This is a genomic window from Sphingobium sufflavum, assembly GCF_021403115.1.
GTDB lineage: Bacteria > Pseudomonadota > Alphaproteobacteria > Sphingomonadales > Sphingomonadaceae > Sphingobium > Sphingobium sufflavum.
In genome coordinates this window covers 381,006-406,308 of sequence record NZ_JAJSSH010000002.1, presented here as the reverse complement: position 1 = coordinate 406,308, position 25,303 = coordinate 381,006, and the positions used below count along the sequence as shown (strand labels likewise).

Here is a 25,303-nt window from a genome sequence, read left to right as displayed (position 1 = left end):
CGGAGGCAGGGGCGGCAGCGCAGCAGCCCCTGCCCCCATACCGCGCAGGACAGACGAGAGGCCTGCGGACGGCAGCGCCACCCCTCTCAAAAACCGTGTTTCTCCCTAAATTTCCGACCGTTCCGGCCGTTATCAAGGGCATGACCGCCCAACGCCCGCATCGCTCGGACTATACGCCCTCGCCCGCTCTCCCGCGAGGGCAAGGGGTCGATGGCGCCATCGCCCTGTATGCGGCGGGCGATATAGAAGGCGCATTGGCCATCGTCGTCGCGATGGTGGACGCGGACCCCGACTGGACGGAAGGCTATCGCACCGCCGGAGAACTGCTGTGGCAATGCGGCACGCCGGATGCCTTCGCCGACTGGCTGAGCCATGCCGTCCGCCGCAACATGGGCAAGGCGGACGTCGCCGTCACCTGCCTGCGCATGTTGAGCGACGCCGGTTTCCACAGCGTCGTCGAGGATGTGCTGCCCGTCGTGCGAAGCTGGGCGGGCGATCATCTCTTCTTCACCATGCTGGCCGCGGTGGCCGCCAGCGAGCGTGGAGACATCGAGCGTGCGGACGCGCTGTTCGCGCGCGCGGGGGAGCAGGGCGGCACGCTGGCGCTGCCCCATGTCAGCCACCTCATCAAATATGGCCGCGCCGGGCAGGCCGCCGACCTGGCCGAACAATATGTCGAAGCCCATCCGAACAACCAGACCGGCTGGGGCCTGCTGGGCACCGCCTGGCGCATCATGGGCCATCCGCGCCATGAATGGCTGGTCGACCGGCCCGGCCTCGTCCGCTGCATCGACATGGACGTGGAGCCGGAAGCGCTGACCGCGCTGGCGGCGCGCCTGCGCACGTTGCATGTCGCGCGCACCCATCCCTTTGACATGTCGCTGCGCGGCGGCACGCAGACGGCGGGCAAGATATTGGAGCGGCAGGAGCCGGAGCTGACCTCCCTGCGGCTGGGCTTCTTCTCCGCCCTCTATCGCTATGTCGCGGGCCTGCCGCCGGAGGATATGCGCCATCCGCTGCTGGGCCGCAGGCGCGGCACGGTGACGCTGAGCGACAGCTGGTCGGTGCGGCTGCTCGACGGTGGCTATCATGTCAGCCATATCCACCCGGTCGGGTCGCTGAGCGCGGCCTTTTACGCCGTGCTGCCGCCGCCGTGCGAGAGCAATCCCCACGCCGGATGGCTGACCATCGGCGCGCCGCCGGTCGACCTCAACACCGGTTTGCCGCCGCTTCGGATGATCGAGCCGAAGCTGGGCCGCCTCGTCCTGTTCCCCTCCTATATGTGGCATGGCACCCTGCCCTTTCCCCAGGGCGAGCGGATCACGGTGGCGTTCGACACATTATTGTCGCCGGACGACTAAGCCCGTTCAGAAGCGCAGGGTCACGCCCGCATAGAGGCTGCGCCCGATACTGTCATAATCCTGCGCGCTCTCGACGCCGAGCAGGCCCGACGCCGCCTGCCCGCTGGGCAGGAAGGGCGGCGCGCGGTCGAGGAGATTATAGACGCCCAGATAGACCTCCCGCCGCGCCGCACCCGGCAGGGCCATACGCAGTTGCAGGTCGTGATAGGCGATGGCGGGGACGCGGTTGATCGCGGCGGGCGGCGCCGTCACCGGGTCCAGCGTATCGACCATCGGTCCCAGATAGCGCATCGTCCAGCCGAGGCTGAACCCGCCGCGCCGATAGCGCGCGTCGAGGGTGAAGCGGTCGCGGAAACCGGACCCCAGACGGGCGCGCAGAGCGTCCTGCAACATACCGACATGACCAACCGAAACGGCCCCTGCGAAAGCCTGGCTTTCATGTTGGACCATATGGGTCCAGCGACCCCCGAAATCCAACACCCCCAGATCCAACAGGCCCAGACGCCCCAGCGGCAGGCTATAGTCCAGCGCGGCGTCGATCCCCCCATGCCGAATCGCGCCGCCGTTGATGAGCAGCGCATCGACCCGCGCCAGCTTGCCATTGGGCAGGCGCTGGACCAGCCCGGCGCAGGCGGCGGACGCGGGATCGGCCAGACACGCCTGCACCGTCTGGCTGCGCGGCTGCGTCCCGATCGCGTCGGACAGGTGGATGCGATAATAATCGAGGCTGAGCGACAGGCGCGGGATAGCGCGCGGGCGGAGCGCGATCCCGGCGGTCAGGGTGCGCGTCACTTCCTCCCGCAGCGCCGGGTTGCCGCCGTTGAAGCCGTTGATCGCCTGCACCTCCGCCGTGCTGTACGACAGGGTGCCGCCGCCCGACAGCAGGGCCGCGATGCCCGCGATCCGGCGGCAATCCGCATCATAGGCGTTGGCGCGCGCCGGCGTGATCCCGGCGCAGGGATCGAGGGTCAGCGTGCCGGGAAAAGCCTCCCGCTGGGTGGTGTAGAGTTCCGCGATATTGGGCGCGCGCGACGACACGCCATAGGAAGCGCGCAGATGCAGGCCCGCCAGTGGCTCCCACCCCGCGCCGCCGCGCCAGTTGAACACCGTGCCCACCGTGGACCAGCGGTCGAGCCGCACCGCCCCCTCCACACCGAAGCGGGGCAGCAGCGGCACCGCCAGTTCGGCAAAGGCGCTGGTGACGCCATAGCCGCCCCGCACATCGTCCGCCCGCGCGGCCAGCGTGCGGCCCGCATTGGTGTCCGCATCCCAGTCGTCCACGCTGGATTCATCGCGATATTCCGCGCCCAGCACGAGGCGCGCAGGCCCCGCGGGCAGGCGGAAGGGCGTGCCGGAGAGGGTGGCGGCCACCACATGCTGGTCGATGCGGCTGTCCAGCACCGTCTGCAAGCCGCCGCCGCGCAGATAGGCGATGGCGGCGGGCGACGCGGTGTCCGCACCGAACAGGTTGAGCGGCTGGCACCCCGCCGCCCGCGCCGCAGGATCGCGGCAGACGATGGCGGCGCCATCCCGCACCGCGTCCACCGCCGCCACCAGCCGGTCGCGCAATATGGTGTCGGCAGCGCTATGGTCGGTGGTGCGGCCATAGACATAGCTGGCGTCCCATTGCCAGCCGCCCGCCACCCCGCCCTTCAGCTCCGCCACGCCGCGCCACAGCCGCCGGACATTGGCGTTGGAACGGTCGAACACATCGCCCAGACGGCGGCGAAAGGCGATGAAGGCCACGTCGTTGACCGCGCTGGCGTCGCCGTTCCGCGCCGCGATCTCCGCCGCTATAGGCGCGGGAATATAGGGGTTGTCGAGCGCGATGCCGCCCGGAACCTCTATCGCGCCGGCGCCGTCGCGAAGCGGATCGCCACCCGCCGCCGCATAGGGTTCGGTGCCGGTGCGGCTGCGCGTCTCGCCATATTGCCCCTCCAGCCGCAGCGTGACCGACGGGCTGAGCGCGAAATCCATTCCGCCGTTAAGCAGCACCCGATCGACCGGCATGGCGATGCGGCGGACGGCGTTGCGATTATAGCCTTGGGTCAGCGGGATGCCCTTTTGCAGGGTCGCGCCGTCATAATCGGTGAAGACCAGCCCCTTTGCCGGGTCGAAACCGATGCCATAGATGGTGCCGTCCAGCCCGAACGCCCCCTGCGGCGTAAAGGGGCTGGGGCCGAGCGGGTCGGTCGCGGATTGCGCCCGCGCGGTCGAGCGCAGGCCGCCGTCCTGCGCATAGCCGCCATGCGCCCAGACATGCCCCCGCCCGCCCGCAAAGCCGGTGCCCGCCGTCAGCGCGATGCGGCGGCGCGGGGCGTCGCCCCGGTCGGTGATGCCGGACCGCGCATCGAGGGTGAGGCCGGTGGGCGCGTCGCGCAGGATCAGGTTGACCACGCCCGCCACCGCATCCGACCCATAGATGGCGGACGCCCCGCCGGTCAGTATGTCCACCCGCTCGATCAGGTCGGGCGAAATCATGTTGAGGTCCACCGCCGACGATCCGCCCTGCCCCGCCACCATGCGGCGACCGTTGACGAGGACGAGCGTGCGCGCCGTGCCCAGCCCGCGCAGGTCGAGCAGGTTCAGGCCATTGCCGGACGTCTGCATATTGCTGTTGCCCGGACCGACGCCGCCCGCAAAGCCGGGCACCCGGCGCAACATGTCGGCCAGATCGTCCCGCCCGCCCCGGTCCAGCGCATCGCGGTCGAGCGTGTTGACGAGCGCCACGCCGTTCGTATCGGGCCATGTCGGGGTACGGGTCGAAGTACGGGCGATGCGCGATCCAGTGACGATAATCGTCGCCTGCTCGCCTGCCTCCGTGGCGGCCTCCGCCTCCGCCCCGTCCGCAGGTCGCGCGGATGCGGTCGCCGGGCGCAGAGCGAGCAGAGCAAGTGCGGCCCCCACGGCGCACTGTGTCATGAAACGCATGTCTGGCCCCGCCCCCCCGGCCGAAATGACAGTCCTGCTGTCCTTGCCGGACCCTAACCCGCCGATATGGACAAATAAAGTCGAGAGGATCGGATTTTGCGGCGAATGGAAGGCCGCAGGGATACGCCAGCCACCAGAAACCGCGCGGTGAGGGGAGATTTAGCGCGGGTCGCGGTGATGGCCAGCCAATCCCCACCCGGTCTTGGCTGGCCATCCGGTCGGATCGAGCCTGATGGCGACCCCGACCCCTCTTGCGACCCAAGAGGCATGTCCTTTGCTAGGGATTATCGCCGATCCTGTCTGTTAGACATTAGTCTCAACGGGCCGCGACATTGGTCGTAGAAAGACCGGGCGTCGTAGAAAGACCGGGGTCGTAGGGATGCTGCGGTCAGGCCGGTTTCAGCGCGGCGGGTCCGCCGCATCGACCAGTGTTATCGGGTCGATGCGCGCGTCCTGCCACTTCATTCCCCAATGGAGGTGCGGTCCCGTCGCCCGGCCGGTCGCGCCGACCATGCCGATGGGCTGGCCGCGCCGCACCACCTCGCCCGCCTTCACCAGCAGCCGCTGCGAATGGAGGAAGGCGCTGTTGAGGCCCATGCCATGGTCGATGAGGAGCAGATTGCCCTCCAGCGTATAGGGCGTGCTGGCGGCGAGGATCACCACCCCGTCGGCGGGCGCGACATAGATGGTGCCCGCCGGAGCGGCGAGATCGACGCCGCTATGATAGCTGCCCGGCGTGCCGCGATAGATGCGCTGCGACCCGAAGCGGCCGGAGATGCGGGCGACGACCGGCCAGACGAACGCCTGCCGCCAGCCCTCGCTGGACCCCGGCGTCATGCGGGCGCGGGCGGCGGCGATGCTCTCCAGTTCCGGCGCGCGGCGCGCCTGAAACTCCGCGCTGCTGACGCCGCCGGTGATGGAGGCGTTGACGGATTGTATGTCCCAGTTGGCGGGGGCGACGGAAAGGGGGACGTCAAAGGCACCGCATCCCCGCTCCAGAGTCACGCCCAGCGTCGCCGTAGCGGGCGCGTCGCGGTCGAAGGCTATGACGAAAGCCCGGTCTGCCGTCAGCGGCACCGCGCGCCCATCCAGGCTGAGCGCGACGCCGCCCCGGAGCAACTGCCCGCGCAACACGCCGCCCTGACGCGCCACGCCGTCGAGCCGGACCATCGTATCGCGTGGCGGGCAGGCCGACGGAGACATCGGCAGGGCCGGACCCGGCGGCGTAGAGGCGCGCGCGCCGGTTCGAGGCGTGGTGGACGCCGCCACGCAACTCGCCAGCGCCATCCCGGACAGGAGCAGGGCCGGGGCGCTCCGCAGGACGAAAGCCGCCATGCGCCTCAACCCTGCTGCGCCGATCCGAACAGGTCGATCTGCGTCACCGCGTCGGCCTCTTCCCCTTTGCGGGCGCGTCGGACCTTTGGCGTCGGATCGCGCGGTTCGGGCGGCGCGGCGCCCTCCCCCACCGTCGCTTCCACCGCGCCGTCGGCAAAGGTCAGCGTGACCGCGCCCGCGCGCACCGCCTCGTCGGCGGAGCGGATGATCCGGTCGCCGGAGCGCACCAGCGCAAAACCGCGCTGCAGCGGCAGCTGCGGGTCCAGCGTGGTGAGCACCCGGCCCAGCCCGTCCAGCGCGCGGCGGCTGTCCGCCACCCGCCGCTCCACCAGCGCGGGCACGAAACGCACGCTCGCCAACCGCTGCTGCGCCCGTTCCCGCGCCCGGTCGAGCAGGGGACGGCGCAGCGCGCCCGACGCCACCGCCAGTTCCTTGCCCGCGTCGCTCAGCCGGTGGGACAGACCGCGGCGCAACCGCTCGCCCAGATCGTCCACCCGTTGCCGCTGCGTGCCCACCAGCATATCCGGCCTGGGCAGCAGGCGCTTCATCGCCTCCAGCCGTTCCGCGCCGCGCGTGACGGTGCGCAGGACGGACCGGGCGGAGCGCAGGCCCAGTTCCTGCGTCATCGCCATCAGGTCGACGCGCACCGGCACCGCCATTTCGGCGGCGGCGGTCGGCGTCGGCGCGCGCAGGTCCGCCGCGAAATCGCACAGGGTCGTGTCCGTTTCATGCCCCACGGCGGAGATGATCGGGATGGAGCAGTCCGCGACCGCGCGCACCACCGCTTCCTCGTTGAAAGTCCACAGATCCTCGATCGAGCCGCCGCCGCGCGCGACGATCACGAGGTCGGGCCGCGGCACCGGAGAATGTGGCGGGCCGCCGGGCCGGATCGCGTCGAACCCGCGCACCGCCGCCGCCACCTGCTCCGCCGCGCCATTGCCCTGCACCAGCACCGGCCAGACGAGGACATGGGTGGGGAAACGGTCGTTGAGGCGGTGGAGGATGTCGCGGATCACCGCGCCGGTCGGCGACGTCACCACGCCGATGACACGGGGCAGGCGCGGGATCGGCTTGCGCCGGGCCGGGTCGAACAGCCCCTCCGCCATCAGCCGCTGCTTCATCTTCTCGAAAAGCTGCATCAGGGCGCCCTCGCCCGCCAGCTCCATCGATTCGATGACGATCTGATATTTGGAGCGACCGGGGTAGGTGGTCAGCTTGCCCGTGACGATCACGTCCAGCCCATCCTCCGGCCGGAAGGCGAGACGCGATGCCCCGCCCTTCCACATCACGCCGTCGATCACCGCGCCCTCATCCTTGAGCGCAAGGTAGATATGGCCCGACGCCGCGCGCTTATAGCCCGAAATCTCGCCGCGCAGGCGGACATGGGAGAAACGATCCTCGACCGTGCGTTTCAGCAACGAGGAAATTTCGGTAATGCTGAGCGGCGGCGCGTTGTCGCCTTGCCGCTCCTCCGCTAACAGGCGGCCGGACGCATCGAAACGAACGGGACTATCGACCATGAACATCCTTCTGCTGGGCGGCGGCGGACGCGAACATGCGCTGGCATGGAAGCTCGCGCAATCACCGCTCTGCGACCGGCTCTATGCCGCACCGGGTAATCCGGGGATAGCGGACCATGCCGATGTGGTCCAACTCGATCTGTCCGATCATGCGGCGGTCATCGGCTTTTGCCAGACGAACGCCGTCGGGCTGGTCGTGGTCGGGCCGGAACAGCCACTGGTGGAGGGTATCGCGGATAGCCTGCGCGCCGTCGGCATCCCCGTCTTCGGCCCCGGCAAGGAGGCGGCGCAACTGGAAGGGTCGAAAGCCTTTACCAAGGCCGTGTGCGACGAGGCGAACATCCCGACCGCAGGCTATGCCCGTTGCGACAGCTTTGCCGAGGCGTTGGCCGCGCTGGCCGATTTCGGCCTGCCCGTGGTCATCAAGGCGGACGGTCTGGCCGCCGGCAAGGGCGTCATCATCGCGGAAACGGCCGAGGAGGCCCATGGCGCGCTGGAAATGATCTTTGACGGCGCGTTCGGCGCAGCGGGCGCGCGCGTGGTGATCGAGGAATTCCTGACCGGCGAGGAAGCGAGCTTCTTCGCCCTGACCGACGGCGTCAATGTCGTGCCCTTCGGCTCCGCGCAGGATCATAAGCGCGTCGGCGATGGCGACACCGGCCCCAACACCGGCGGCATGGGCGCGTACAGCCCCGCCACCATCCTGACGCCGGACCTGGAGGCGGAGGTGATGGAGCGGATGATCCTGCCCACCGTCCGCACGCTGGCCGCGCGCGGCACCCCCTATGTCGGCGTGCTCTATGCGGGCCTGATGCTGACCCCGGACGGGCCGAAGCTGATCGAATATAACGCCCGGTTTGGCGACCCGGAATGTCAGGTGCTGATGATGCGGCTGGAGGATGATCTGGTCGAACTGCTGCTGTCCGTGGCGCAGGGCCGTCTGGCGAGCGGCAGCGCCCGCCTGTCCGACGCGCCCGCCATCACCGTTGTCATGGCCGCCAACGGCTATCCTGCCACGCCGGACAAGGGCGCGGTCATCACCCTGCCCGCCACCGGCGAGGGCGTGATGATCTTTCACGCGGGCACCGCCAGCCAGGACGGCGATCTGGTGTCCAGCGGTGGCCGGGTGCTGAACGTCACCGCGACGGGGCGCACTCTGGCGCAGGCGCGGGCGGATGCCTATCTGACGGTGGACAGGGTCGCCTTCCCCGGCGGATTCTGCCGCAGGGACATTGGCTGGCGCGAACTGGCGCGCGGCGCGCACTGAGTCGCGCACGGAATAGGGAAAGGAACTGGGCATGACCGAAACGGGCTGGATCATCGTGGTGCTGGTCGCGATCGTCGCGATCATCCTGGCGTTCGCCATCCTGCGGCGCAAAGGCCCGAACGCGCTGCCCCATGAACCGGCTGGCGAGGAATTGCTGCCCGAACAGGTGACGCTGGCCGACGCGGTGACGGAACCGGGCACCAGCTTCCCGCAGGAGCCGCTGGCCAGCATCGTGCCGCCGGTGGCGGACGGGGTTGCGACACCGCCCGCACCATCCCCCACAGCACCGGCACCGGCGGAGGAGCGTCCGGCGCCCGTCACCCTGTCGGGCGCGCTGGATGTGAATCCGGTTGCCGAGCCGGAGGCGGTGGAACCGGGCGTGCCGGAGATTGTGGCGCCGCAAGCGGTCGAACCCGTCGCGGCAGAGGCTGTGCCAGACGCTGTGCCCGACCCTGTGGAAGCCGTCACCATCTCCACCCCGCCCATCCCCACGGCGGTCGCCGCCGCGTCAGAGGGGGATGGCGACAATCTCCTGCGCCTCAAGGGCGTCGGTCCCAAGATCGCGACGCTGCTGAAGAGCGAAGGGATCAACCGCTACGCGCAGATCGCAGGCTGGAGCGACGCGGACCTTGCCGCCATCGACACGAAGCTGGGCAGCTTTGCCGGGCGGCCCGTGCGCGACAATTGGGTGGATCAGGCGCGCCTGCTCGCGGCGGGCGACGTGGCCGGTTATGAGGCGAAATACGGGAAGCTGTGAGGGTTGGGCGGGGATCACCCCCCGCCTGTCCCACCCCCCGCCTGTTCCCGCTTGCCACCGTTCAGTCCGCAATGCCCCATGCGGCATGGAGGAAGCGGTGGCACTCGCAGATCAGTTCCGCATCTTCCGGCGCCTGTCCCATGAAGCCGCCATGCGGCCCCGCCTCCGTCACATGCAGATCGGCCCGAACACCGGCGCGGCGCAGCAGGCGATGCATCCGCACCGTGTCGGACAGCAGCAGGTCGCGCGTGCCGGAGGACAAGAGGGTCGGCGGCCAGTCGGCGGGTATGTCCCCGAACAGCGGCGACAGGAAGGGATCGGTCGGGTCATGATCGCCCGCATAGGCGTCCGGCCCCTCCTTCGCCCCGCCATAGAGGGTGACATCGAGATAGCGGTTGGTGCGATAGCTGTCGCCGGATCGGGTCATGTCCAGCCCCGGCGTCAACAGCATCAGCGCGGCGGGCAGGGGCAAGCCCTCCGCGCATAGCCGCAGCATCAGGGCCGCCGCCAGATTGCCGCCCGCCGATGCGCCGCTGACCACGATGTCGCCGGCGGCGTGGCGGGCGATGACCGCCTGATAGGCCGCCACGCAATCATCGAGCGCCGCCGGATAGACATGCTGCGGCGCGAGCCGGTAATCGACCGCGCAGACCTCCACCCCATAATCCGCCGCCCGAATCCGGGCGAGCAACTGGCACATCTCCCCGCCGCCCGCGACGAAAGCGCCGCCATGAATGTCGAACAGGACGACATGCGCCTTGCGCCCGTCGCGCCCATCCGGCGTCGCGCGATAGAGGAGCGCGCCGGACGGCAGTTCCACCGTCTCGAACGTGCCGGAAAAGCGATCGGCGGCGGGGCGCAGGAACAGGGTCGCCTGCGCCGCCTGTTCGGTCTGGCTGGGACCATTCGTCGCCGCACCATCGCCGCTGGACAGGGCAGCAATGCGCCTGGCCGCGCCCGCCAGAAAGGCCTGCGCCGCCGCGCTCACCGATTGGGGTACGGCTATGATCTGGGCTGGCACATGCAGCGCCCCCTCCTGCTCCTGCATCCTCAACTCTCCCTGTCGCTCGAACGGCATGTCCGGGGGAGATACGGCACAGATGCGCCAAGCCCTAGGGCCAATCGACATTCAGAAGATGACGAGCTGAAAATGGTGGTTTTCCGGGACCCGGAGCGCAACCTACTCTAGGTACGTGAGCACCGGAAGATCGGGAAAGCGCCACTTGCAGGCCGTCAGGGCTGAATATCGATTGGCCCTAGCCATTTTGCCGCTGAGGGAGAGAGCGTAGGGTGTGACGGCTTTCCCCTGAACATCCTTGCAAGGGCAGCGGGCCGCAAGCGCGCGACGTCCAACCGATCCAATGCGGCGCTCCATGGATTGCTTCGCTGCGCTCGCAATGACGAGGTGAGTGAATTTAACGTCATCCCGCTCTGGCCTGCCCACCGGGACCGGCCGCAGCCGTCAGCCCCTGCCCCGCCTTGCCAGCAAGACGCAGGCCCGACCCATATTCGGAAACCACAGCCGATGGTCGCGCTACTGCCACGCTCGGTCAGCAGCGCCGAGCCGGACTAGCCGTCGCTGACGCGCTCGATCTGCGCGCCGACGGCGCCCAGCTTTTCCTCCAGCCGCTCATAGCCGCGGTCGAGGTGATAGACGCGGTTCACCTGCGTCTCCCCGTCCGCCGCCAGACCCGCAAGGATCAGCGACATGGACGCGCGCAGGTCCGTCGCCATCACCGGCGCGCCCGACAGTTTCGGCACGCCGCGCACGATGGCCGTGCGACCGCTGACCGCAATGTCCGCGCCCATACGGGTCAGTTCGGGCACATGCATGTAGCGGTTTTCGAAGATCGTCTCGGTCAGCACGCTCGCCCCGTCGGCCAGCGTCAGCATCGCCATGAACTGCGCCTGCATATCGGTCGGGAAGGCCGGGTGCGGGGCGGTGGAGAGCGTCAGCGGGCGCAGCTTGCCATCGGACGACACCTTGATGCCCGTCTTGGTCGGCTCGACCAGAACACCCGCGTCACGCAGCGCGGTGATGATGACATGCATGTCCTCCGCGCTCGCACCCTCCAGCTCCAGCTCACCCCCGGTGATCGCGGCGGCGCAGGCATAGCTGCCCGCCTCGATCCGGTCCGGCATCACCTTGTAGGTCGCGCCATAGAGGCGCGGCTTGCCATGAATGACGAGGCGGTCGGAGCCGATCCCCTCAATCTCGCTGCCCATTTCGACCAGCAGGCCGCACAGGTCCACGATCTCCGGCTCGCGCGCGGCATTTTCGATGATCGTCTCGCCGGTTGCGAGGGCCGCGGCCATCAGGCTGTTCTCCGTCGCGCCCACGGACGGGAACGGCAGGGTGATGAGCGCGCCCTTCAGGCCACCATCGGGCGCGATGGCGCGGATATAGCCGTTCGCCATCTCGATGGTCGCGCCCAGCGTCTCGAACGCTTTGAGGTGGAAGTCGATGGGCCGGTTGCCGATGGCGCAGCCGCCGGGCAGCGACACGGTCGCCTCCCCCCCGCGCGCCAGCAACGGGCCGAGCACCACGATGGACGCCCGCATCTTGCGCACGATGTCATAGGGCGCGACGGTGGAGGTCAGGCGGCCGGCCTTGAGCGTCATGACGCGCCCGAAATCCTCCGGCCGCGAGCCTTCGATGGTGGTCGACGCGCCAAGCTGGTTGAGGAGGTGACCGAAACTGTCCACGTCGGCGAGGCGCGGGAGGTTGCGCAACGTCACCGGCTCCTCGGTCAAGAGCGCGCATGGCAGCAGCGTCAAAGCCGCGTTCTTTGCCCCGGAAATCGGCAGGCGCCCGCTGAGACGCTTGCCACCCTCGATTATGATGCGATCCATGAAGGTGCTTTAGAGCGAAATCGGCCCAAGGCAAGGCCAGCGGCGGAGCAAAATGCGACACAAAAAGAGTGTCTTATTAAACACTTGAAACAAAAGAGGAAAAGCAGGCCTTCCGCCTTGATCCAGTTTAGTGCGAAAGCCCGTGATGCAGCCATAGGACATGTAGAGCGTTTTGCCCTTGTAACGACTTCGTAAAGGGCAAACTGAAAAAGAGGTTGAATGTGACCGAGAGTTGTTTCGCTGCACGTCTGAAGAAATATATGGCGTTGACGCCCGGCGAGGAAGCGGCGCTCCACCGACTGGAAGAAAATCCGCGCCATGTGCGCAAAGGACAGATCATCCAGCGCGAAAAAGACCTTGTCACGGAACTGTTCGTCGTCTCGACCGGACGGATGATGAGTTATGTCATCCTGCCCGACGGACAGCGGCAGATATTGCGGCTCTACTTCCCCGGTGACTTCATCGGATCGGCCAGTACTGCCTATGCCAAGGCACCGGAATCCCTCGCCGCGCTGACCGACGGCGTCATCTGTCCGTTCGACAAGCACTCGCTGCGCCGGCTGATCGAGGAATATCCCCGCGTCGCCGCCTTGATGTTCGTGCTTTCGCAGACGGAGCGGGTGGCGCTGACCGACCGGCTGACCTCGCTGGGCCGGGCGTCGGCCAAGGCGCGGCTGGCGGCGTTCCTGCTCGACATCATCGACCGGCTGCGCGTGGCGGACGACAATATCCGCGACAGTTTCGATCTGCGCCTGACGCAGGAGGAGATTGGCGACGCGGTCGGCCTGACCTCCGTCCATGTCAATCGCATGATCCGGCAACTGGAGCAGGATGGCCTGATCTCCCGCTCCAACGGGGCGATCACCCTGCTGGACGAGGCGCGGTTGCAGGAGATCGGCCATTACACCAATCGCTATGACGATCTGGACATGGACTGGTTGCCCACGGCCTGAGACCCGGATTTATGCGATGCGATGCGGGGCGGCGGCCGGTGCGCCGCGCGCCTTCCATCATGGTTAACGCGATATTAGCCAAAAGCGCCGACAATCCCGGCATCGTCCGTCCGGGAACCTGTCCATGTCGTCCAGATCGCATCGCCCCACGTCCGCCGCACGGCCCGGCCCCGCCACCACGCTGGCCGCCACGCTGATCGTCCGGGACGAGGCGCGGTGCATCGTGCGGTGCCTGGAGAGCGTGCGTCCATGGGTGGACCGGATCATCGTGCTGGACACCGGATCGGTGGACGACACCGTCCTGCTGGCGCGGCAATGCGGGGCGGAGGTGCATCACCGCGACTGGCCCGACGATTTTTCGGTCGCGCGCAACCATCTGCTCGACCTGTCCGATGCCGACTGGAACCTGATGATCGACGCCGACGAATGGATCGTGTCGGGCGGCGAGGTTCTGCGCGACTGGTGCGCGGGTGCGCCCCGGCTGGGCGCGGCGTGCGTCCACAGCCAGTTCGACCTGCCCCAGTCCCCGGCGACCGGCGACGCGGCCCCGGTCACCCGCGGCTGGATCACGCGCCTGCTGCCGCGCGGCGTGCGCTATCAGGGGCGGGTGCATGAGCAGCCCGTCTCCCCCCTGCCGCTGGAGCGGCTGGACCTGCATATCGGCCATGACGGCTATCTGGACGCGCAGGCCGACCGCAAGCGGGACCGCAACGGCCCACTGCTGATGCGCGAACTGGCGGACAACCCGGAAGACCCCTACACCCTCTACCAGCTCGGCAAGGATGCGGAGAGCCGGCAGAACTATGCCGCCGCCAGCCAATGGTATGGACAGGCCTTTGCCCGTGCGCCGGAGAAGGCGAACTGGCTGCACTCGTTGCTGGTGCGCCATCTCCACTGCCTGGGCCAGACCGGCGCGGTGACGGAGGCGCTGGACCTGGCGGAGCAACAGATGGAGGCGTGGCAATTCTCGCCGGATTTCTTCTTCGTGCTGGGCAATCTGGTGCTGGACCGCGCGATGACCGATCCGGCCAATGCGCTGGGCCATTGGTTGCCGCTGGCGCAGTCGGCGTGGGAACGCTGCCTCGACATCGGCGAGCGGCCCGATCTGGAAGGCAGCGTGCAGGGCCGGGGCAGCCACCTCGCACAGCATAACCTCGACGTCATGCGCAGCCAGATGGCGATGCAGGGCGGCTAAGGCGCGAGGCTGGTGGGGTGGGGGGCGCTCCCCTCGCCCGCTACAGAAGTTCCGCCAATATGCCGTCGAGCAGCAGCATGCCCTCCCCGGTCACGGCCAGACGCGCGCCGTCCAGACGCAGCAGGCCCTGCGCGGCCAGCCGTTCGGCGGCGCGCCGGTTGATGGGCGCTGCGGTGCCGAGACGGGCCTGAAGGTCCGACAGGTCCACCCCCTCCGCCAGACGCAGGCCCATCATCAGCGCCTCGGTCATCCGTTCGTCGGGGGCGAGGGCGCTTTCCTCCTCCAGCCCATGGCCCTGCGCGGCGAGCGCGGCCATCCAGTTTTCCGGCTTGCGGTGGCGGCGGGTGGCATGGGCGTTCACCCGGCCATGCGCGCCCGGCCCGATGCCGAGATAATCGCCATAGCGCCAATAGATGAGGTTGTGGCGGCTCTCCTCCCCCGGCCGGGCGTGGTTGCTGACCTCATAGGCGGGGATGCCCGCCGCGACGGTGCGGTCGCGGGTCAGCTCATAGAGGGTCGCGCCATGATCCGGGTCGGCGGGGATGAAGTCGCCCTTGCGCACCATCGTCTCGAACCGGGTGCCGGGTTCGATGGTGAGCTGGTAGAGCGAGAGATGGCCGGTGCCCATGGCCAGCGCGCGGGTCAGGTCCGCGTCCCAGTCCGCCTCGCTCTGCCCCGGCAATGCATAGATGAGGTCGAAGCTGACCCGACCGAACAGGGCCTGCGCCAGTTCGACGGCGCGCAGCCCTTCATCAGCGCCATGGGCGCGGCCCAGAAATTTCAGCGCCTCGTCATGCAGCGACTGGACGCCCAGCGAGACACGGTTGACGCCCGCCGCCGCGACATCCGCAAAGCGGGCGGCCTCCGCGCTATTGGGGTTGGCCTCCATGGTGATCTCTATGTCGGGCGCGAAGTCCCAGTGGCGCGCCGCCCCCTCGATCACCGCCGCGATGGTCGCGGGCGGCATCAGCGAAGGCGTGCCACCGCCAAAGAAGATGGAGGAGAGCGGCCCGCCGCCGGTCCGCGCGGCCTCATGCGCCATGTCGGCGAGGAGGGCGTCACGCCACGCGGCCTGATCCACATGGTCGCGGACATGGCTGTTAAAGTCGCAATAGGGGCATTTGGAGACGCAGAAGGGCCAGTGGACGTACAGCGCATAAGGGGAAGCGGAGGCGGACATGGCGGCTCCATACTCGGTTCGCGACGGGGAGGCGGGATTTTTCGGAGGGGGTGTGGCGTGACATTCCGCTGACGTCACCCCTGCCTTGGGCCGGGGTGACGTGGCAGAAATCCTACCGCGCCTCCAGCGCCCCGTCCCCGGCCAGCACTTCCTCGACCCGTTCCTGCGCCTGCCGCGCCCACATGGCGGCGTAGAGGCCGTTCTTCGAGAGCAGGTCGGCGTGGCGGCCCTGTTCCGCGATCTGGCCATCCTCCAGCACGATGATGCGGTCGGCGTCCACCACGGTCGAGAGGCGGTGGGCGATGATGATGGTCGAGCGGCGTTTGGCGATGGAGGAGAGGACGTCCTGAATGGCGGCCTCCGTCCGGCTGTCCAGCGCGCTGGTCGCCTCGTCCAGCACCAGGATCGGCGGGTTCTTGACGAGGGTGCGGGCGATGGCGACACGTTGCTTCTCGCCCCCCGACAGTTTCAGGCCGCGTTCCCCGACGCGGGCGTCATAACCCTTGGGCTGGGAGGCGATGAAGCCGTCGATAGCGGCCCCGCGCGCGGCCAGCTCCACATCCTCCTGCGTCGCATCGGCGCGGCCATAGGCGATGTTATAGCCGATGGTGTCGTTGAACAGCACCATGTCCTGCGGCACGATGCCGATGGAGGCGCGCAGGCTGTCCTGCTGCACGGCGCGAATGTCCTGCCCGTCGATGGTGATGCAGCCATCGGTCACATCGTAGAAGCGGAACAGGAGGCGCGCGATGGTGGACTTGCCCGCGCCCGACGGCCCCACGATGGCAAAGGTCTGCCCGGCGGGCAGCGTGAAGGTCACGCCCTTAAGGATCGGGCGTTCCGCGTCATAGCCGAAGCGGACATCCTCGAAGCGGACCTCCCCGCCCTCCACCACCAGAGCGGGGGCGTTGTCGGCGTCGACGATCTCGGCGCGCGTGTCGACCAGACGAAACATCGCCTCCATGTCGATCAGCCCCTGCCGGATCGTGCGATAGACCATGCCCAGCATGTCGAGCGGGCGGAAGAGCATGGAGAGCATGGTGTTGATGAGCACGACATCGCCGACCGAGAACTGCCCCTTGCTCCAGCCCCAGACGGTATAGGCCATCGCGCCCGCCATCATCAGGTTGGTGATGAGGGCCTGACCGATGTTGAGCCAGGCAAGGCTGTTCTCGCTCTTCAGCGCGGCGGCGGCGTAGTTTTTGATGGCCGCGCCATAACGGTCGCCCTCGCGCTGTTCCGCATTGAAATATTTGACCGTCTCGAAATTCAGCAGGCTGTCGACGGCGTGGGACACGGCGTTGGTGTCCATGTCCACCATCTCCCGCCGCAACGCGTTGCGCCATTCCGTCACCGCGCGGGTGAACCAGATATAGAGCGCGACCATCGCCAGCGTGCCGACCACCATGCCGGGGCCGAATTTGAAGAAGAAATAGACGCACACCGCCGTCAGTTCGAGGACGGTCGGCGCGATGTTGAACAGCATGAAATAGAGCATCACGTCGATGCTCTTGGTGCCCCGCTCGATCACCTTGGTCACGCCGCCGGTTTTGCGGTCCAGATGGAAGCGCAGCGACAGGCGGTGGAGGTGGCGGAAGACATGCTCCGCCAGATTGCGCGTCGCCTCCTGCCCCACGCTCTCGAACGCGACGTTGCGCAGATTCTCGAACAGGCTGTTGCCGAAGCGCGCGCCCGCATAGGCGACGATCAACGCCACGGCGATGGCGACCCCCGCCTCCATGCCCGGCGCCATGCGGTCCACGCCCGCCTTGTACGCAAAGGGCATGGCGAAACCGATCACCTTGCCCAGCAGCATCAGCAGCACGGCGGCCACGACCCGGCGGCGCATCGACGGTGCATCCTTTGGCCACAGATAGGGCAGGAAGCGGCGCAGCGTCGTCCACAGGGGCGGCATGGGCGTGGCGGTGGAGGGCATGTCTGGCGGCATGGGCGCGATGTAGGGGCAAAGGCTCGGCTTGCCTAGGGAGGCATGCGCCATGCAATGCTTTACACCACCCCCTTGCACTCCGGCACGGGGCAGGCAAGGAGGGGCCAGCGACACAATGGAGAGAATAGGCCATGACCAGCCCCGCACAGAAATTGCGTGACCTCATCACCAAGGGCGAGCATTTCGTCGCCGCCGAAGCCTATAGCGCGCTGACCGGACGGATCGTGCAGAGCGTGGGGTTCCAGGCGGCCTATCTGGGCGGCCATGCCTGTTCCGCCTTTCATTATGCGGTGCCGGACAATGGCGTGTTCAGCCAGATCGAGCAGCTGGATCAGGCGACGCGCATCCAGGATGCGATGGACATTCCCCTGATCGCCGACGCCGACACGCTGGGCGAGACGGTGGCCGACGCCTTTCACTTCACCCGCAAATATATCCGCTCAGGGATCGCCGGCTATCATGTCGAGGATGAGGTGAACCCCAAGCACAGCAAATTCTCCAGCGGGCTGATATCCATCGCGGACATGCAGTTCCGCATCGACGCGGCGACGCGGGCGCGCGGCGACCATCCTTTCGTCATCATCGCGCGCTGCGACGAAATGTACCCGGATGCGCGCGGCGGCGGCGGCACCGGCAATATCGAGGAAGCGATCAAGCGCGGCAAGGCCTATGCCGAGGCGGGCGCCGACGCCCTCGTCTTTCCCATCGCATCGGCGGAGGCCCATGCCCAGATCGTGCCCGAAATGCCGATCCCGGTCTGCACGCTGGGTTTCAACCTGCCCGACACCGCGTTCACGCTCAGCACCGGCTGGGGCTGGACCGGGGCGGCGCAGCTCCACCTGTCGCGCGCGAAGGAACTGATGGAGACGGGCACGGTCAAGATGGACCATGTGCTACCCGGCAAGGACCAGTTGATCGAACAGGATCTGTATGACGCGCTGACGCTGGAATGGGCGCAGAAGACGGGACGCAAGACGCGCTGACGGCCGGTATCGGACAGGCATGATGGAGGCCGGGAGGCGCGCGGATGGCGCGCTTTTCCGACCTTTGTTACGCGGGCGGTCGTGGCGCAGGCACCGGCTGTCGATCCGGGCCGGGGGGGCATGCACCCATCTTCCCACCGGGCGGGTTGCACACAATGTGTTGGCTGGGAGTCCCTTTCTTCCTGCCGCGCAAAAGCCTGTTCGAAGGGAGGAACCCTCTATGAAATTTCGATCCATCGCCCTGATGGGGCTGGTGCCGCTGGCGCTTGCGGCCTGCTCCAAGCCGGAGGAGGAGATCGCCCCGCCACCCCCGCCGCCTCCCCCGCCCGGTGCGGTATCCGGCAGCACGGCGGCCGACCGCGACGGCGACGGCATCGTCGATGGCTATTACACATCGGACGGCATCTATCATCCCAATGCCCAGCCGGCCCTGCCGCCGCCACCCCCGCCGCCGAGCCGGAGGGGCGAACGGGGCTGATCGCCGCGTGACATTCCTGTTTTCAGGACGCAAGTCAGGGGGGATGCGGCACTGTCGCATCCCCTTCCTCATGATCGCCGCTCTGTCCTTCGCCGCACCGGGGCAGGCCGCGCCGCGCCGGACAGTGGCCGCCAGGGCGCCCGCCCGTGTCGCATCCCCAGCCCCCGATCCCGCGATCCTGACGGCGATCCGCGATGAGGCCGGTGGGTCGCTCAGGCGATTCTATGCGGGCCGGGGCTATGCGCCACTCTGGGTCCAGCGGGGCCGGATCGGACCGGCGGCGGACAGCTTCATCGGCTTCTTGAAGACGGCGGAGGCGGATGGGCTGCGCCCGTCATCCTATGACATCGACACGCTGCGTGCGGTGGTGGGCGCGGCCCGATCCGGCGAGCCGGACGCGGTCGCCCGCGCCGAACTGATGCTGTCCGACCGTTTCGCCCGCTATGTCCGCGACCAGCGGCGGGCGGGGAATGGCGTCAGGATGGTCTATGCCGACCGGGGCCTGAAGCCGAAGAAGCCGAAACCGGAAGCGATATTGAACGCCGCCGCCCTCTCCGGCGATTTTGCGGATTATGTGGCGGGCATGGGCTGGATGAGCGCCCATTATGTCCGGCTGCGCGGCCTGCTAGCGCGCGCCGACAAGGCGGGGGAGAGCGAGGAGGCGCTGGACCGCATCCGCCTGAACCTCGACCGGGCGCGGCTGCTGCCGGGACCATGGACGATGCATGTCGTGGTCGATGCCTCCTCCGCCCGACTCTGGTATTATCAGGGCGGCAGGCAATTGGGCACGATGAAGGTGGTGGTCGGCACGACCGAGACACAGACGCCGATGATGGTGGGCACGCTGCAATGGGCGATCCTGAACCCCTATTGGAACATCCCCGACTATCTGGCGGAGAAAAATATCGCGCCCAAGATACTGGCGGGACGCACCTTGGCGTCGATGCGGATCGAGGCGCTGTCCGACTGGAGCGCGCATCCCGCGCGGCTCGACCCCGCCAGCATCGACTGGCAGGCGGTGGCGTCCGGCGCGCGGGTCATCCGCCTGCGCGAACTGCCGGGCGGGGCGAACAGCATGGGACGGGTGAAATTCCTCTTCCCCAATGACGAGGGCATCTATCTCCACGATACGCCCAACCGCGACCTGTTCGACAAGGACGACCGGCACCTGTCGAACGGCTGTATCCGGCTGGAGGACGCCGCCGCGCTGGGCCGCTGGCTGATGCGCCAACCGGTGACGGCGGCGGGCAAGGCGCCGGAACAGTTCGTCCCGCTGCCGGTGCAGGTACCGGTCTATCTCACCTATCTGACCGCGACGGAGACGCCGAAGGGCGCTGTGTTCCGGCCGGATGTGTATGGGCGCGATGAATAGGCGGGGAGTCGTCGATCCGGGATGACGGGTGGGAGTGTCCCAAAGCCCCTCGCCGCGCCGCTCAGTAGCCGACCGGCGCGCCATCCTTCAGCCAGTGCCCGCATCCCAGCACGCGGCCATCGTCCGTGCCGGACAAGGCCGCGACCGTCACCCAGCCCTGGCCGCGCAGGGCCTTTGCCCGTTCCGCGTCATGGCCGAGCGGCAGGAACAGGCGGCGCTGATCGGCGCGACCGAAGCCCGCATCGATCAGTGGGTCGGGATAAAGGGAGAAGCCCATCGCCGGTTCCGCGCTGCCATCGTCGCGCAGGATGGCGTAGCTGCCGCCCCGGCCGATCTCGCCGATGAAACCCTCGGCAAAGATGGAGAAGCCGAACCAGCTTTGATATTCGAAGCCATGCCGCTCGGTCGGGTCCAGCGTCAGGGTGATGTCCCAGCCGATCGGCTTTGCAATGGCGCGCAGGCCAGCGATACGACTGGCGATCGCGCCCTGCGCCGGGCCTGCGTCGATCGCCTCCAGCTTGGTCATCGCGTCGTGGAAAGGACCGGTGACGGCGATCAGCGGCAGATAGGCCGCAGCCCCCGCGCCCAGCGCGGCGACCGCGCCCGCATCCTTGGCGTCGAGGCGATCACGCAACTGGTCGCACTCACCCGCCGCAACGGGCATGGGACCGGCGGCCAGCGCATCGACCAGATCGGGCAGGGTGAAGTCGATGGTGATGCCGGTGACGCCGGCATGTTGCAGCGCCTCTATCGCCATGTTGACGATCTCCACCGCCGCGGCGACGCTGTCCGACCCGATGAGTTCGGCGCCGAGTTGCATCCGCTCGCGCTCCGGGTGGAGCTGGTCGGCGCGCAGGCGCATGACCGGGCCGCCATAGCAGAGGCGCAGGGGGCGCGGCGCGGCGGCGAGCCGGGTCGCGGCGATGCGGCCGACCTGCGCGGTCATGTCCGGCCGCAGGGCCAGCGTCCGTTGCGAAATGGGATCGACGACGCGCAGCAGATCCTCCGCCCCCGCCGACTGGAGCCGACGGGTCAGCGTCTCCTCAAACTCCGCCAGCGGCGGGGCCACGCGGCCATAGCCATGGGCGATGACGGTATCGAGGACATCGCGCGTCAGCCGCGCCGATGCCTCCGCAACAGGAGGCAGGCGATCGGAAAGACCCTCTGGAAGCAGGCCGGACGGAACTTTGTTGGTCATGGCAAGGCCCTCTAGAGCATTTTGGGGCCAAGTGGGAACCGCTTTTGCGTGACATGCAAACGGCCCGGCAATCCCCTTGGATGGCCGGGCCGCTCGTCAGTTCTTGCGAAGGATCAGGCGAACTTGAGCAGCTTCACATCCTTCACGCCGTCCAGCTTGCACACTTCCCACAAAAGCGGCTCCTGCACCGTGCCGTCGACCGACAGCAGCAGCACCGCCTCGCCACCGACATTGCGGCGACCGAGGTGGAAGGTGCCGATGTTGATGTCCGACGCGCCCAGCGTGGTGCCGACGCGGCCGATGAAGCCCGGCTTGTCCTGATTGACGATGTACAGCATCTGGCCGCCCAGATCGGCCTCCATGTTGATGCCGTTCAGTTCGACGAGGCGCGGCTGCGAATGGCCGAACAGCGTGCCGGCGACCGAACGCTCGCCCTCTGCCGTCTTGACCGTCACGCGCACCAGCGTCTGGTAATCGCCCTCGCGGTCATGGCGCACTTCGCGTACGTCGAGGCCGCGATCCTTGGCCAGAACCGGTGCATTGACCATGTTCACCGTGTCCGAATAGACGCGCATCAGGCCCGCCAGCACGGCGGCGACGATGGGCTTCTGGTTCAGTTCAGCGGCATGGCCTTCCGTCTCAACCGACACGCCCTGGATCTTGTCGCCGTTGAGCTGGCCCGCCAGGCTGCCCAGACGCTCGGCCAGCGCCATATAAGGCTTGAGCTTCGGCGCGTCCTCGGCGGACAGGCTGGGCATGTTCAGCGCGTTGGTTACGCCGCCGGTCATCAGATAGTCCGAAAGCTGCTCGGCCACCTGAAGCGCGACATTGACCTGCGCTTCATTGGTCGACGCGCCGAGGTGCGGCGTCGAGATGAAGTTGGGCGTGCCGAACAGCGGCGATTCCTTGGCAGGCTCCGTCACGAACACGTCGAGGGCGGCGCCCGCGATATGGCCGGAGTCGAGACCTTCCTTCAGCGCGACCTCGTCGATCAGGCCGCCGCGCGCGCAGTTGACGATGCGCACACCCTTCTTGGTCTTCGCCAGATTTTCGCGGCTCAGGATGTTGCGCGTCTGGTCGGTCAGCGGCGTGTGCAGCGTGATGAAGTCGGCGCGGGCGAGCAGTTCGTCCAGCGTCACCTTCTCCACGCCCATGTCCACGGCGCGCTCCGGCGTCAGGAAGGGGTCGAAGGCCGCAACCTTCATCCGCAGGCCCAGCGCGCGGTCGGCAACGATGGAGCCGATGTTGCCGGCACCGATCAGGCCGAGCGTCTTGCCCGTGACCTCGACACCCATGAAGCGGTTCTTCTCCCACTTGCCGGCCTGCGTGGAGAGGTCGGCCTCCGGCAACTGGCGCGCGAGGGCGAAGATCAGCGCGATGGCATGTTCGGCGGTGGTGATCGAATTGCCGAACGGCGTGTTCATGACGACGACGCCCTTGGCCGAAGCGGCCGGAATATCGACGTTATCGACGCCGATGCCGGCGCGGCCGATGACCTTAAGATTGGTCGCGGCGTCGAGGATTTCCTGCGTGACTTTCGTCGAGCTGCGGATGGCGAGGCCGTCATACTGGCCGATGATCGCCTTGAGTTCGTCCGGCGTCTTGCCGGTGATGACGTCAACTTCAACGCCGCGATCCCGGAATATCTGGGCGGCCTGCGGGTCCATCGAATCGGAAATAAGTACCTTGGGCATAGGAATATCCTTATACTCACCGTCACCCCGGACATGATCCAGGGCCCCGCTTTTTCAGCAGGCGGCGGTGGGGGAAGACAGAAGCGGAACCCCGGATCACGTCCGGGGTGACGCCCTATTCAATCAGGCGGCGACCTTCGCGGACGCATAGGCCCAGTCGAGCCACGGGCCGAGCGCCTCGATGTCCGCGACATCGACGGTCGCGCCGCACCAGATGCGCAGGCCAGCGGGGGCATCGCGGTATCCGGCGATGTCATAGGCCGCATGTTCGGCTTCGAGCAGGGAGGCGATCTTCTTGATGAGCGCCTCGTCCGCACCCTCGACCGTCAGGCAGACGCTGGTCTTCGACCGCGACGCCTCGTCGATGGCGAGATGGCCGAGCCAGCTCCGCGCTTCCACGATCCTGTTCAGCGCGGCGGCATTGGCGTCGGAACGCGCCTGCAAACCGGCGGCGCCACCGATGGACTTGCCCCATTCGAGCGCGAAGATCGCGTCCTCGACGGCCAGCATCGACGGGGTGTTGATCGTCTCGCCCTTGAACACGCCCTCGGCGAGCTTGCCCTTGGACACGAGGCGGAACACCTTGGGCAGCGGCCAGGCGGGGGTGTAGGTTTCCAGACGCTCGACCGCGCGGGGGCCGAGGATCAGCACGCCATGACCGCCCTCGCCACCCAGTACCTTCTGCCAGGAGAAGGTGGCGACGTCGATCTTGTCCCACGGCAGGTCGTAGGCGAACACGGCGCTGGTCGAGTCAGCGAAGGACAGGCCCTCGCGGTCCGCCGGAATCCAGTCGCCATTGGGGACGCGCACGCCGGACGTGGTGCCGTTCCAGGTGAACAGCACATCGTTCGACCAGTCGACGGTCGTCAGGTCGGGCAACTGGCCATAGTCGGCCTTGATGACGGTGGGGTCCAGCTTGAGCTGCTTTGCCGCGTCCGTCACCCAACCCTCACCGAAGCTCTCCCAAGCGAGCGTCGTGACGGGACGGGCGCCGAGCATGGTCCACATGGCCATTTCGAAAGCGCCGGTGTCGGAACCGGGGACGATGCCGATCCGGTGCGTGTCGGGCAGGTTCAGCAGCTCCCGCATCAGGTCGATGCTGTACTGGAGGCGAGCCTTGCCGAGCTTGGACCGATGCGAACGGCCGAGCACGTCGGTGGCGAGTTTTGCGGGGTCATATCCGGGCGGCTTGGCGCACGGGCCGGACGAAAAATGGGGACGAGCGGGCAAAACGCCCGGCTTGGCAACCTCAGTCATGTAATGCTTCTCCTCACAGAGAGCACGCGCGGCGTTGGGACCGCGTGGCCCGCTGACGGCCCTAGTCGCTGAGACCTTAATGTCAAATGAAAAGGGTCGGCCGGGGTAGGCGCGGCGTCCAGCCCCTGCGCGACGCCGGACCCGACACCGGCCCGATTCAACCGGCCTCTCGTCCGACTCGTCCCGTCGCATATGGGAAGGCGCGTTAACCCTATTTTAACCTTGTTTACATATTGGTTAAGAAATGCGGAGCGGGCAGACCAGACAGCGTGGCACATCAATCGTCGCCATCGTGGCGATGACGGCCATGACGGCGGCCTGCGTCAGCGGCGGCGAAGTGCGGCGGCCGGTCCGCGCCTCCGCCAAGCCACGCCCCCGTCCTGCCCCCGCCATCCCCAACGACGTCGCCTTTCGCCAGTGCGCGGCGAACCTGACCGCGCTGGCCGTCAGCTACCAGCCCTTGCCCAACGAGACGAAGGGGTCGGGCTGCGCCCTCAACGGGACCATCAAGCTGTTGGACTATGGCGTGCCGACCACCAACCTCGGCCCGATGACCTGCACGGTCGCCACGCCCTTTACCGCCTGGGTCCGCAATGGCGTGGTGCCATCCGCCCGCCTGTACCTGGGCGCGGACGTAGCGACGGTGGAAACGTTCGGCACCTATGCCTGCCGCAATGTGGTGGGCAATCCCGGCATGGCGGGCAAGCGGTCCGAACATGCCCATGCCAATGCGGTCGACATCTCCGGCTTCGTGCTGACCGACGGGCGACGAATCAGCGTGGAGAAGCACTGGACCGCCGGGGGACCGGAGGCGCAATTCCTGCGCCGCATCCGCGAAAGCGCGTGCAAGCGGTTCAAGACCGTCCTCAGCCCGGACTATAACGCCGCCCATTACAACCACTTCCATTTCGATATGGGCGGCAAGGGCGGATATTGCCGCTAAGCCTTATTCGAAGCAGAGGGAGTCATCGACTGACTCGGAAAACACGGCAACTCTAGGCCTTTCCGCCCCGACCCCAAA

19 protein-coding genes are annotated in these 25,303 nt (G+C 67.7%); 9 read left to right on the top strand and 10 right to left on the bottom strand.

All coding sequences use genetic code 11. The features are described 5' to 3' along the window. Window positions 1–140 precede the first annotated feature (140 nt). Complete coding sequence (locus LWE61_RS05155; RefSeq protein ID WP_234148956.1) at window positions 141–1,361, top strand: putative 2OG-Fe(II) oxygenase; 1,221 nt, start codon at window positions 141–143, stop codon at window positions 1,359–1,361. A gap of 6 nt (window positions 1,362–1,367) precedes the next feature. Here the strand turns inward: LWE61_RS05155 and LWE61_RS05150 are convergent, their stop codons facing one another. From LWE61_RS05150 to xseA, 3 genes are all read right to left on the bottom strand, one after another. Beyond that, the gene (locus LWE61_RS05150; protein ID WP_234148955.1) at window positions 1,368–4,292 is read right to left on the bottom strand and encodes a TonB-dependent receptor domain-containing protein; all 2,925 of its coding nucleotides are present in this window, start codon (window positions 4,290–4,292) and stop codon (window positions 1,368–1,370) included. A 399-nt stretch (window positions 4,293–4,691) separates the two neighbouring features. Next, a complete protein-coding gene (locus LWE61_RS05145) occupies window positions 4,692–5,627 on the bottom strand; it encodes a M23 family metallopeptidase (RefSeq protein WP_234148954.1) in 936 nt (311 codons plus the stop codon). 5 nt (window positions 5,628–5,632) lie between these two features. After that, window positions 5,633–7,147 carry an exodeoxyribonuclease VII large subunit gene (gene xseA, locus LWE61_RS05140; RefSeq protein WP_234148953.1) on the bottom strand — a complete coding sequence of 505 codons (1,515 nt, stop codon included), beginning with the start codon at window positions 7,145–7,147 and terminating at the stop codon, window positions 5,633–5,635. Here xseA and purD point away from each other — a divergent pair. Both purD and LWE61_RS05130 read left to right on the top strand, forming a co-directional pair. After that, window positions 7,146–8,414, top strand: coding sequence for a phosphoribosylamine--glycine ligase (gene purD, locus LWE61_RS05135; protein ID WP_234148952.1), 1,269 nt, complete (start codon window positions 7,146–7,148; stop codon window positions 8,412–8,414). The two genes, xseA and purD, sit on opposite strands and share 2 nt — an antisense overlap. Before the next feature lie 31 nt (window positions 8,415–8,445). Beyond that, on the top strand, window positions 8,446–9,171 hold the full coding sequence (locus LWE61_RS05130; RefSeq protein WP_234148951.1) for a hypothetical protein: 726 nt from the start codon (window positions 8,446–8,448) through the stop codon (window positions 9,169–9,171). 61 nt (window positions 9,172–9,232) lie between these two features. On the opposite strand, the gene LWE61_RS05125 is transcribed toward LWE61_RS05130, so the two are convergent. Together LWE61_RS05125 and murA are read right to left on the bottom strand one after the other, a co-directional pair. Then, the gene (locus LWE61_RS05125; protein ID WP_234148950.1) at window positions 9,233–10,219 is read right to left on the bottom strand and encodes an alpha/beta hydrolase; all 987 of its coding nucleotides are present in this window, start codon (window positions 10,217–10,219) and stop codon (window positions 9,233–9,235) included. A 521-nt stretch (window positions 10,220–10,740) separates the two neighbouring features. Beyond that, window positions 10,741–12,024, bottom strand: a complete 1,284-nt coding sequence (gene murA, locus LWE61_RS05120; protein WP_234148949.1) for a UDP-N-acetylglucosamine 1-carboxyvinyltransferase — start codon at window positions 12,022–12,024, stop codon at window positions 10,741–10,743. A 221-nt stretch (window positions 12,025–12,245) separates the two neighbouring features. Here murA and LWE61_RS05115 point away from each other — a divergent pair, with 221 nt between their 5' ends. Both LWE61_RS05115 and LWE61_RS05110 read left to right on the top strand, forming a co-directional pair. Continuing rightward, window positions 12,246–12,977, top strand: coding sequence for a Crp/Fnr family transcriptional regulator (locus LWE61_RS05115; protein WP_407696190.1), 732 nt, complete (start codon window positions 12,246–12,248; stop codon window positions 12,975–12,977). Window positions 12,978–13,101: 124 nt separating this feature from the next. After that, window positions 13,102–14,172 carry a glycosyltransferase gene (locus tag LWE61_RS05110; protein ID WP_234148948.1) on the top strand — a complete coding sequence of 357 codons (1,071 nt, stop codon included), beginning with the start codon at window positions 13,102–13,104 and terminating at the stop codon, window positions 14,170–14,172. 40 nt (window positions 14,173–14,212) lie between these two features. Here LWE61_RS05110 and hemW read toward each other — a convergent pair whose 3' ends face one another. Continuing rightward, window positions 14,213–15,352 (bottom strand): radical SAM family heme chaperone HemW, encoded by a 1,140-nt coding sequence (hemW, locus tag LWE61_RS05105; RefSeq protein WP_234148947.1) that lies wholly within the window; start codon window positions 15,350–15,352, stop codon window positions 14,213–14,215. Window positions 15,353–15,464: 112 nt separating this feature from the next. Next, window positions 15,465–17,300 carry an ABCB family ABC transporter ATP-binding protein/permease gene (locus LWE61_RS05100; RefSeq protein WP_234149075.1) on the bottom strand — a complete coding sequence of 612 codons (1,836 nt, stop codon included), beginning with the start codon at window positions 17,298–17,300 and terminating at the stop codon, window positions 15,465–15,467. A 131-nt stretch (window positions 17,301–17,431) separates the two neighbouring features. On the opposite strand from LWE61_RS05100, the gene LWE61_RS05095 reads away from it, so the two are divergent. The 3 genes from LWE61_RS05095 (at window position 17,432) to LWE61_RS05085 (ending at window position 20,133) form a co-directional block, all read left to right on the top strand. After that, window positions 17,432–18,283, top strand: a complete 852-nt coding sequence (locus LWE61_RS05095; protein ID WP_234148946.1) for an isocitrate lyase/PEP mutase family protein — start codon at window positions 17,432–17,434, stop codon at window positions 18,281–18,283. Between the two features lie 220 nt (window positions 18,284–18,503). After that, window positions 18,504–18,761 carry a hypothetical protein gene (locus tag LWE61_RS05090; RefSeq protein ID WP_234148945.1) on the top strand — a complete coding sequence of 86 codons (258 nt, stop codon included), beginning with the start codon at window positions 18,504–18,506 and terminating at the stop codon, window positions 18,759–18,761. 43 nt (window positions 18,762–18,804) lie between these two features. After that, window positions 18,805–20,133, top strand: coding sequence for a L,D-transpeptidase scaffold domain-containing protein (locus tag LWE61_RS05085; protein ID WP_234148944.1), 1,329 nt, complete (start codon window positions 18,805–18,807; stop codon window positions 20,131–20,133). A 61-nt stretch (window positions 20,134–20,194) separates the two neighbouring features. Here the strand turns inward: LWE61_RS05085 and LWE61_RS05080 are convergent, their stop codons facing one another. The 3 genes from LWE61_RS05080 to LWE61_RS05070 all read right to left on the bottom strand — a co-directional run bounded on the left by LWE61_RS05080 (window position 20,195) and on the right by LWE61_RS05070 (window position 24,282). Further along, window positions 20,195–21,331: an ATP phosphoribosyltransferase regulatory subunit gene (locus LWE61_RS05080; RefSeq protein WP_234148943.1), complete on the bottom strand. Its 1,137-nt coding sequence runs from the start codon at window positions 21,329–21,331 to the stop codon at window positions 20,195–20,197. Between the two features lie 113 nt (window positions 21,332–21,444). Beyond that, a complete protein-coding gene (serA, locus tag LWE61_RS05075) occupies window positions 21,445–23,025 on the bottom strand; it encodes a phosphoglycerate dehydrogenase (RefSeq protein WP_234148942.1) in 1,581 nt (526 codons plus the stop codon). Between the two features lie 123 nt (window positions 23,026–23,148). Then, window positions 23,149–24,282, bottom strand: coding sequence for a phosphoserine transaminase (locus LWE61_RS05070; RefSeq protein ID WP_234148941.1), 1,134 nt, complete (start codon window positions 24,280–24,282; stop codon window positions 23,149–23,151). A 307-nt stretch (window positions 24,283–24,589) separates the two neighbouring features. Between LWE61_RS05070 and LWE61_RS05065 the strand changes: the two genes are divergently transcribed. Beyond that, window positions 24,590–25,225: an extensin family protein gene (locus tag LWE61_RS05065; RefSeq protein ID WP_234148940.1), complete on the top strand. Its 636-nt coding sequence runs from the start codon at window positions 24,590–24,592 to the stop codon at window positions 25,223–25,225. Window positions 25,226–25,303: the final 78 nt, after the last annotated feature.

What these genes read in the sequence shown, in the direction of transcription:
- LWE61_RS05070 (WP_234148941.1), bottom strand. Translation starts at nt 24,282, where the DNA reads ATGACTGAGGTTGCCAAGCCGGGCGTTTTGCCCGCTCGTCCCCATTTT.
- LWE61_RS05100 (WP_234149075.1), bottom strand. Translation starts at nt 17,300, where the DNA reads ATGCCGCCAGACATGCCCTCCACCGCCACGCCCATGCCGCCCCTGTGG.
- LWE61_RS05125 (WP_234148950.1), bottom strand. Translation starts at nt 10,219, where the DNA reads ATGCAGGAGCAGGAGGGGGCGCTGCATGTGCCAGCCCAGATCATAGCC.
- LWE61_RS05065 (WP_234148940.1), top strand. Translation starts at nt 24,590, where the DNA reads ATGACGGCGGCCTGCGTCAGCGGCGGCGAAGTGCGGCGGCCGGTCCGC.
- hemW (WP_234148947.1), bottom strand. Translation starts at nt 15,352, where the DNA reads ATGTCCGCCTCCGCTTCCCCTTATGCGCTGTACGTCCACTGGCCCTTC.
- purD (WP_234148952.1), top strand. Translation starts at nt 7,146, where the DNA reads ATGAACATCCTTCTGCTGGGCGGCGGCGGACGCGAACATGCGCTGGCA.
- LWE61_RS05145 (WP_234148954.1), bottom strand. Translation starts at nt 5,627, where the DNA reads ATGGCGGCTTTCGTCCTGCGGAGCGCCCCGGCCCTGCTCCTGTCCGGG.
- xseA (WP_234148953.1), bottom strand. Translation starts at nt 7,147, where the DNA reads ATGGTCGATAGTCCCGTTCGTTTCGATGCGTCCGGCCGCCTGTTAGCG.
- LWE61_RS05150 (WP_234148955.1), bottom strand. Translation starts at nt 4,292, where the DNA reads ATGCGTTTCATGACACAGTGCGCCGTGGGGGCCGCACTTGCTCTGCTC.
- LWE61_RS05090 (WP_234148945.1), top strand. Translation starts at nt 18,504, where the DNA reads ATGAAATTTCGATCCATCGCCCTGATGGGGCTGGTGCCGCTGGCGCTT.
- LWE61_RS05110 (WP_234148948.1), top strand. Translation starts at nt 13,102, where the DNA reads ATGTCGTCCAGATCGCATCGCCCCACGTCCGCCGCACGGCCCGGCCCC.
- LWE61_RS05095 (WP_234148946.1), top strand. Translation starts at nt 17,432, where the DNA reads ATGACCAGCCCCGCACAGAAATTGCGTGACCTCATCACCAAGGGCGAG.
- murA (WP_234148949.1), bottom strand. Translation starts at nt 12,024, where the DNA reads ATGGATCGCATCATAATCGAGGGTGGCAAGCGTCTCAGCGGGCGCCTG.
- LWE61_RS05155 (WP_234148956.1), top strand. Translation starts at nt 141, where the DNA reads ATGACCGCCCAACGCCCGCATCGCTCGGACTATACGCCCTCGCCCGCT.
- LWE61_RS05080 (WP_234148943.1), bottom strand. Translation starts at nt 21,331, where the DNA reads ATGACCAACAAAGTTCCGTCCGGCCTGCTTCCAGAGGGTCTTTCCGAT.
- LWE61_RS05085 (WP_234148944.1), top strand. Translation starts at nt 18,805, where the DNA reads ATGCGGCACTGTCGCATCCCCTTCCTCATGATCGCCGCTCTGTCCTTC.
- LWE61_RS05130 (WP_234148951.1), top strand. Translation starts at nt 8,446, where the DNA reads ATGACCGAAACGGGCTGGATCATCGTGGTGCTGGTCGCGATCGTCGCG.
- serA (WP_234148942.1), bottom strand. Translation starts at nt 23,025, where the DNA reads ATGCCCAAGGTACTTATTTCCGATTCGATGGACCCGCAGGCCGCCCAG.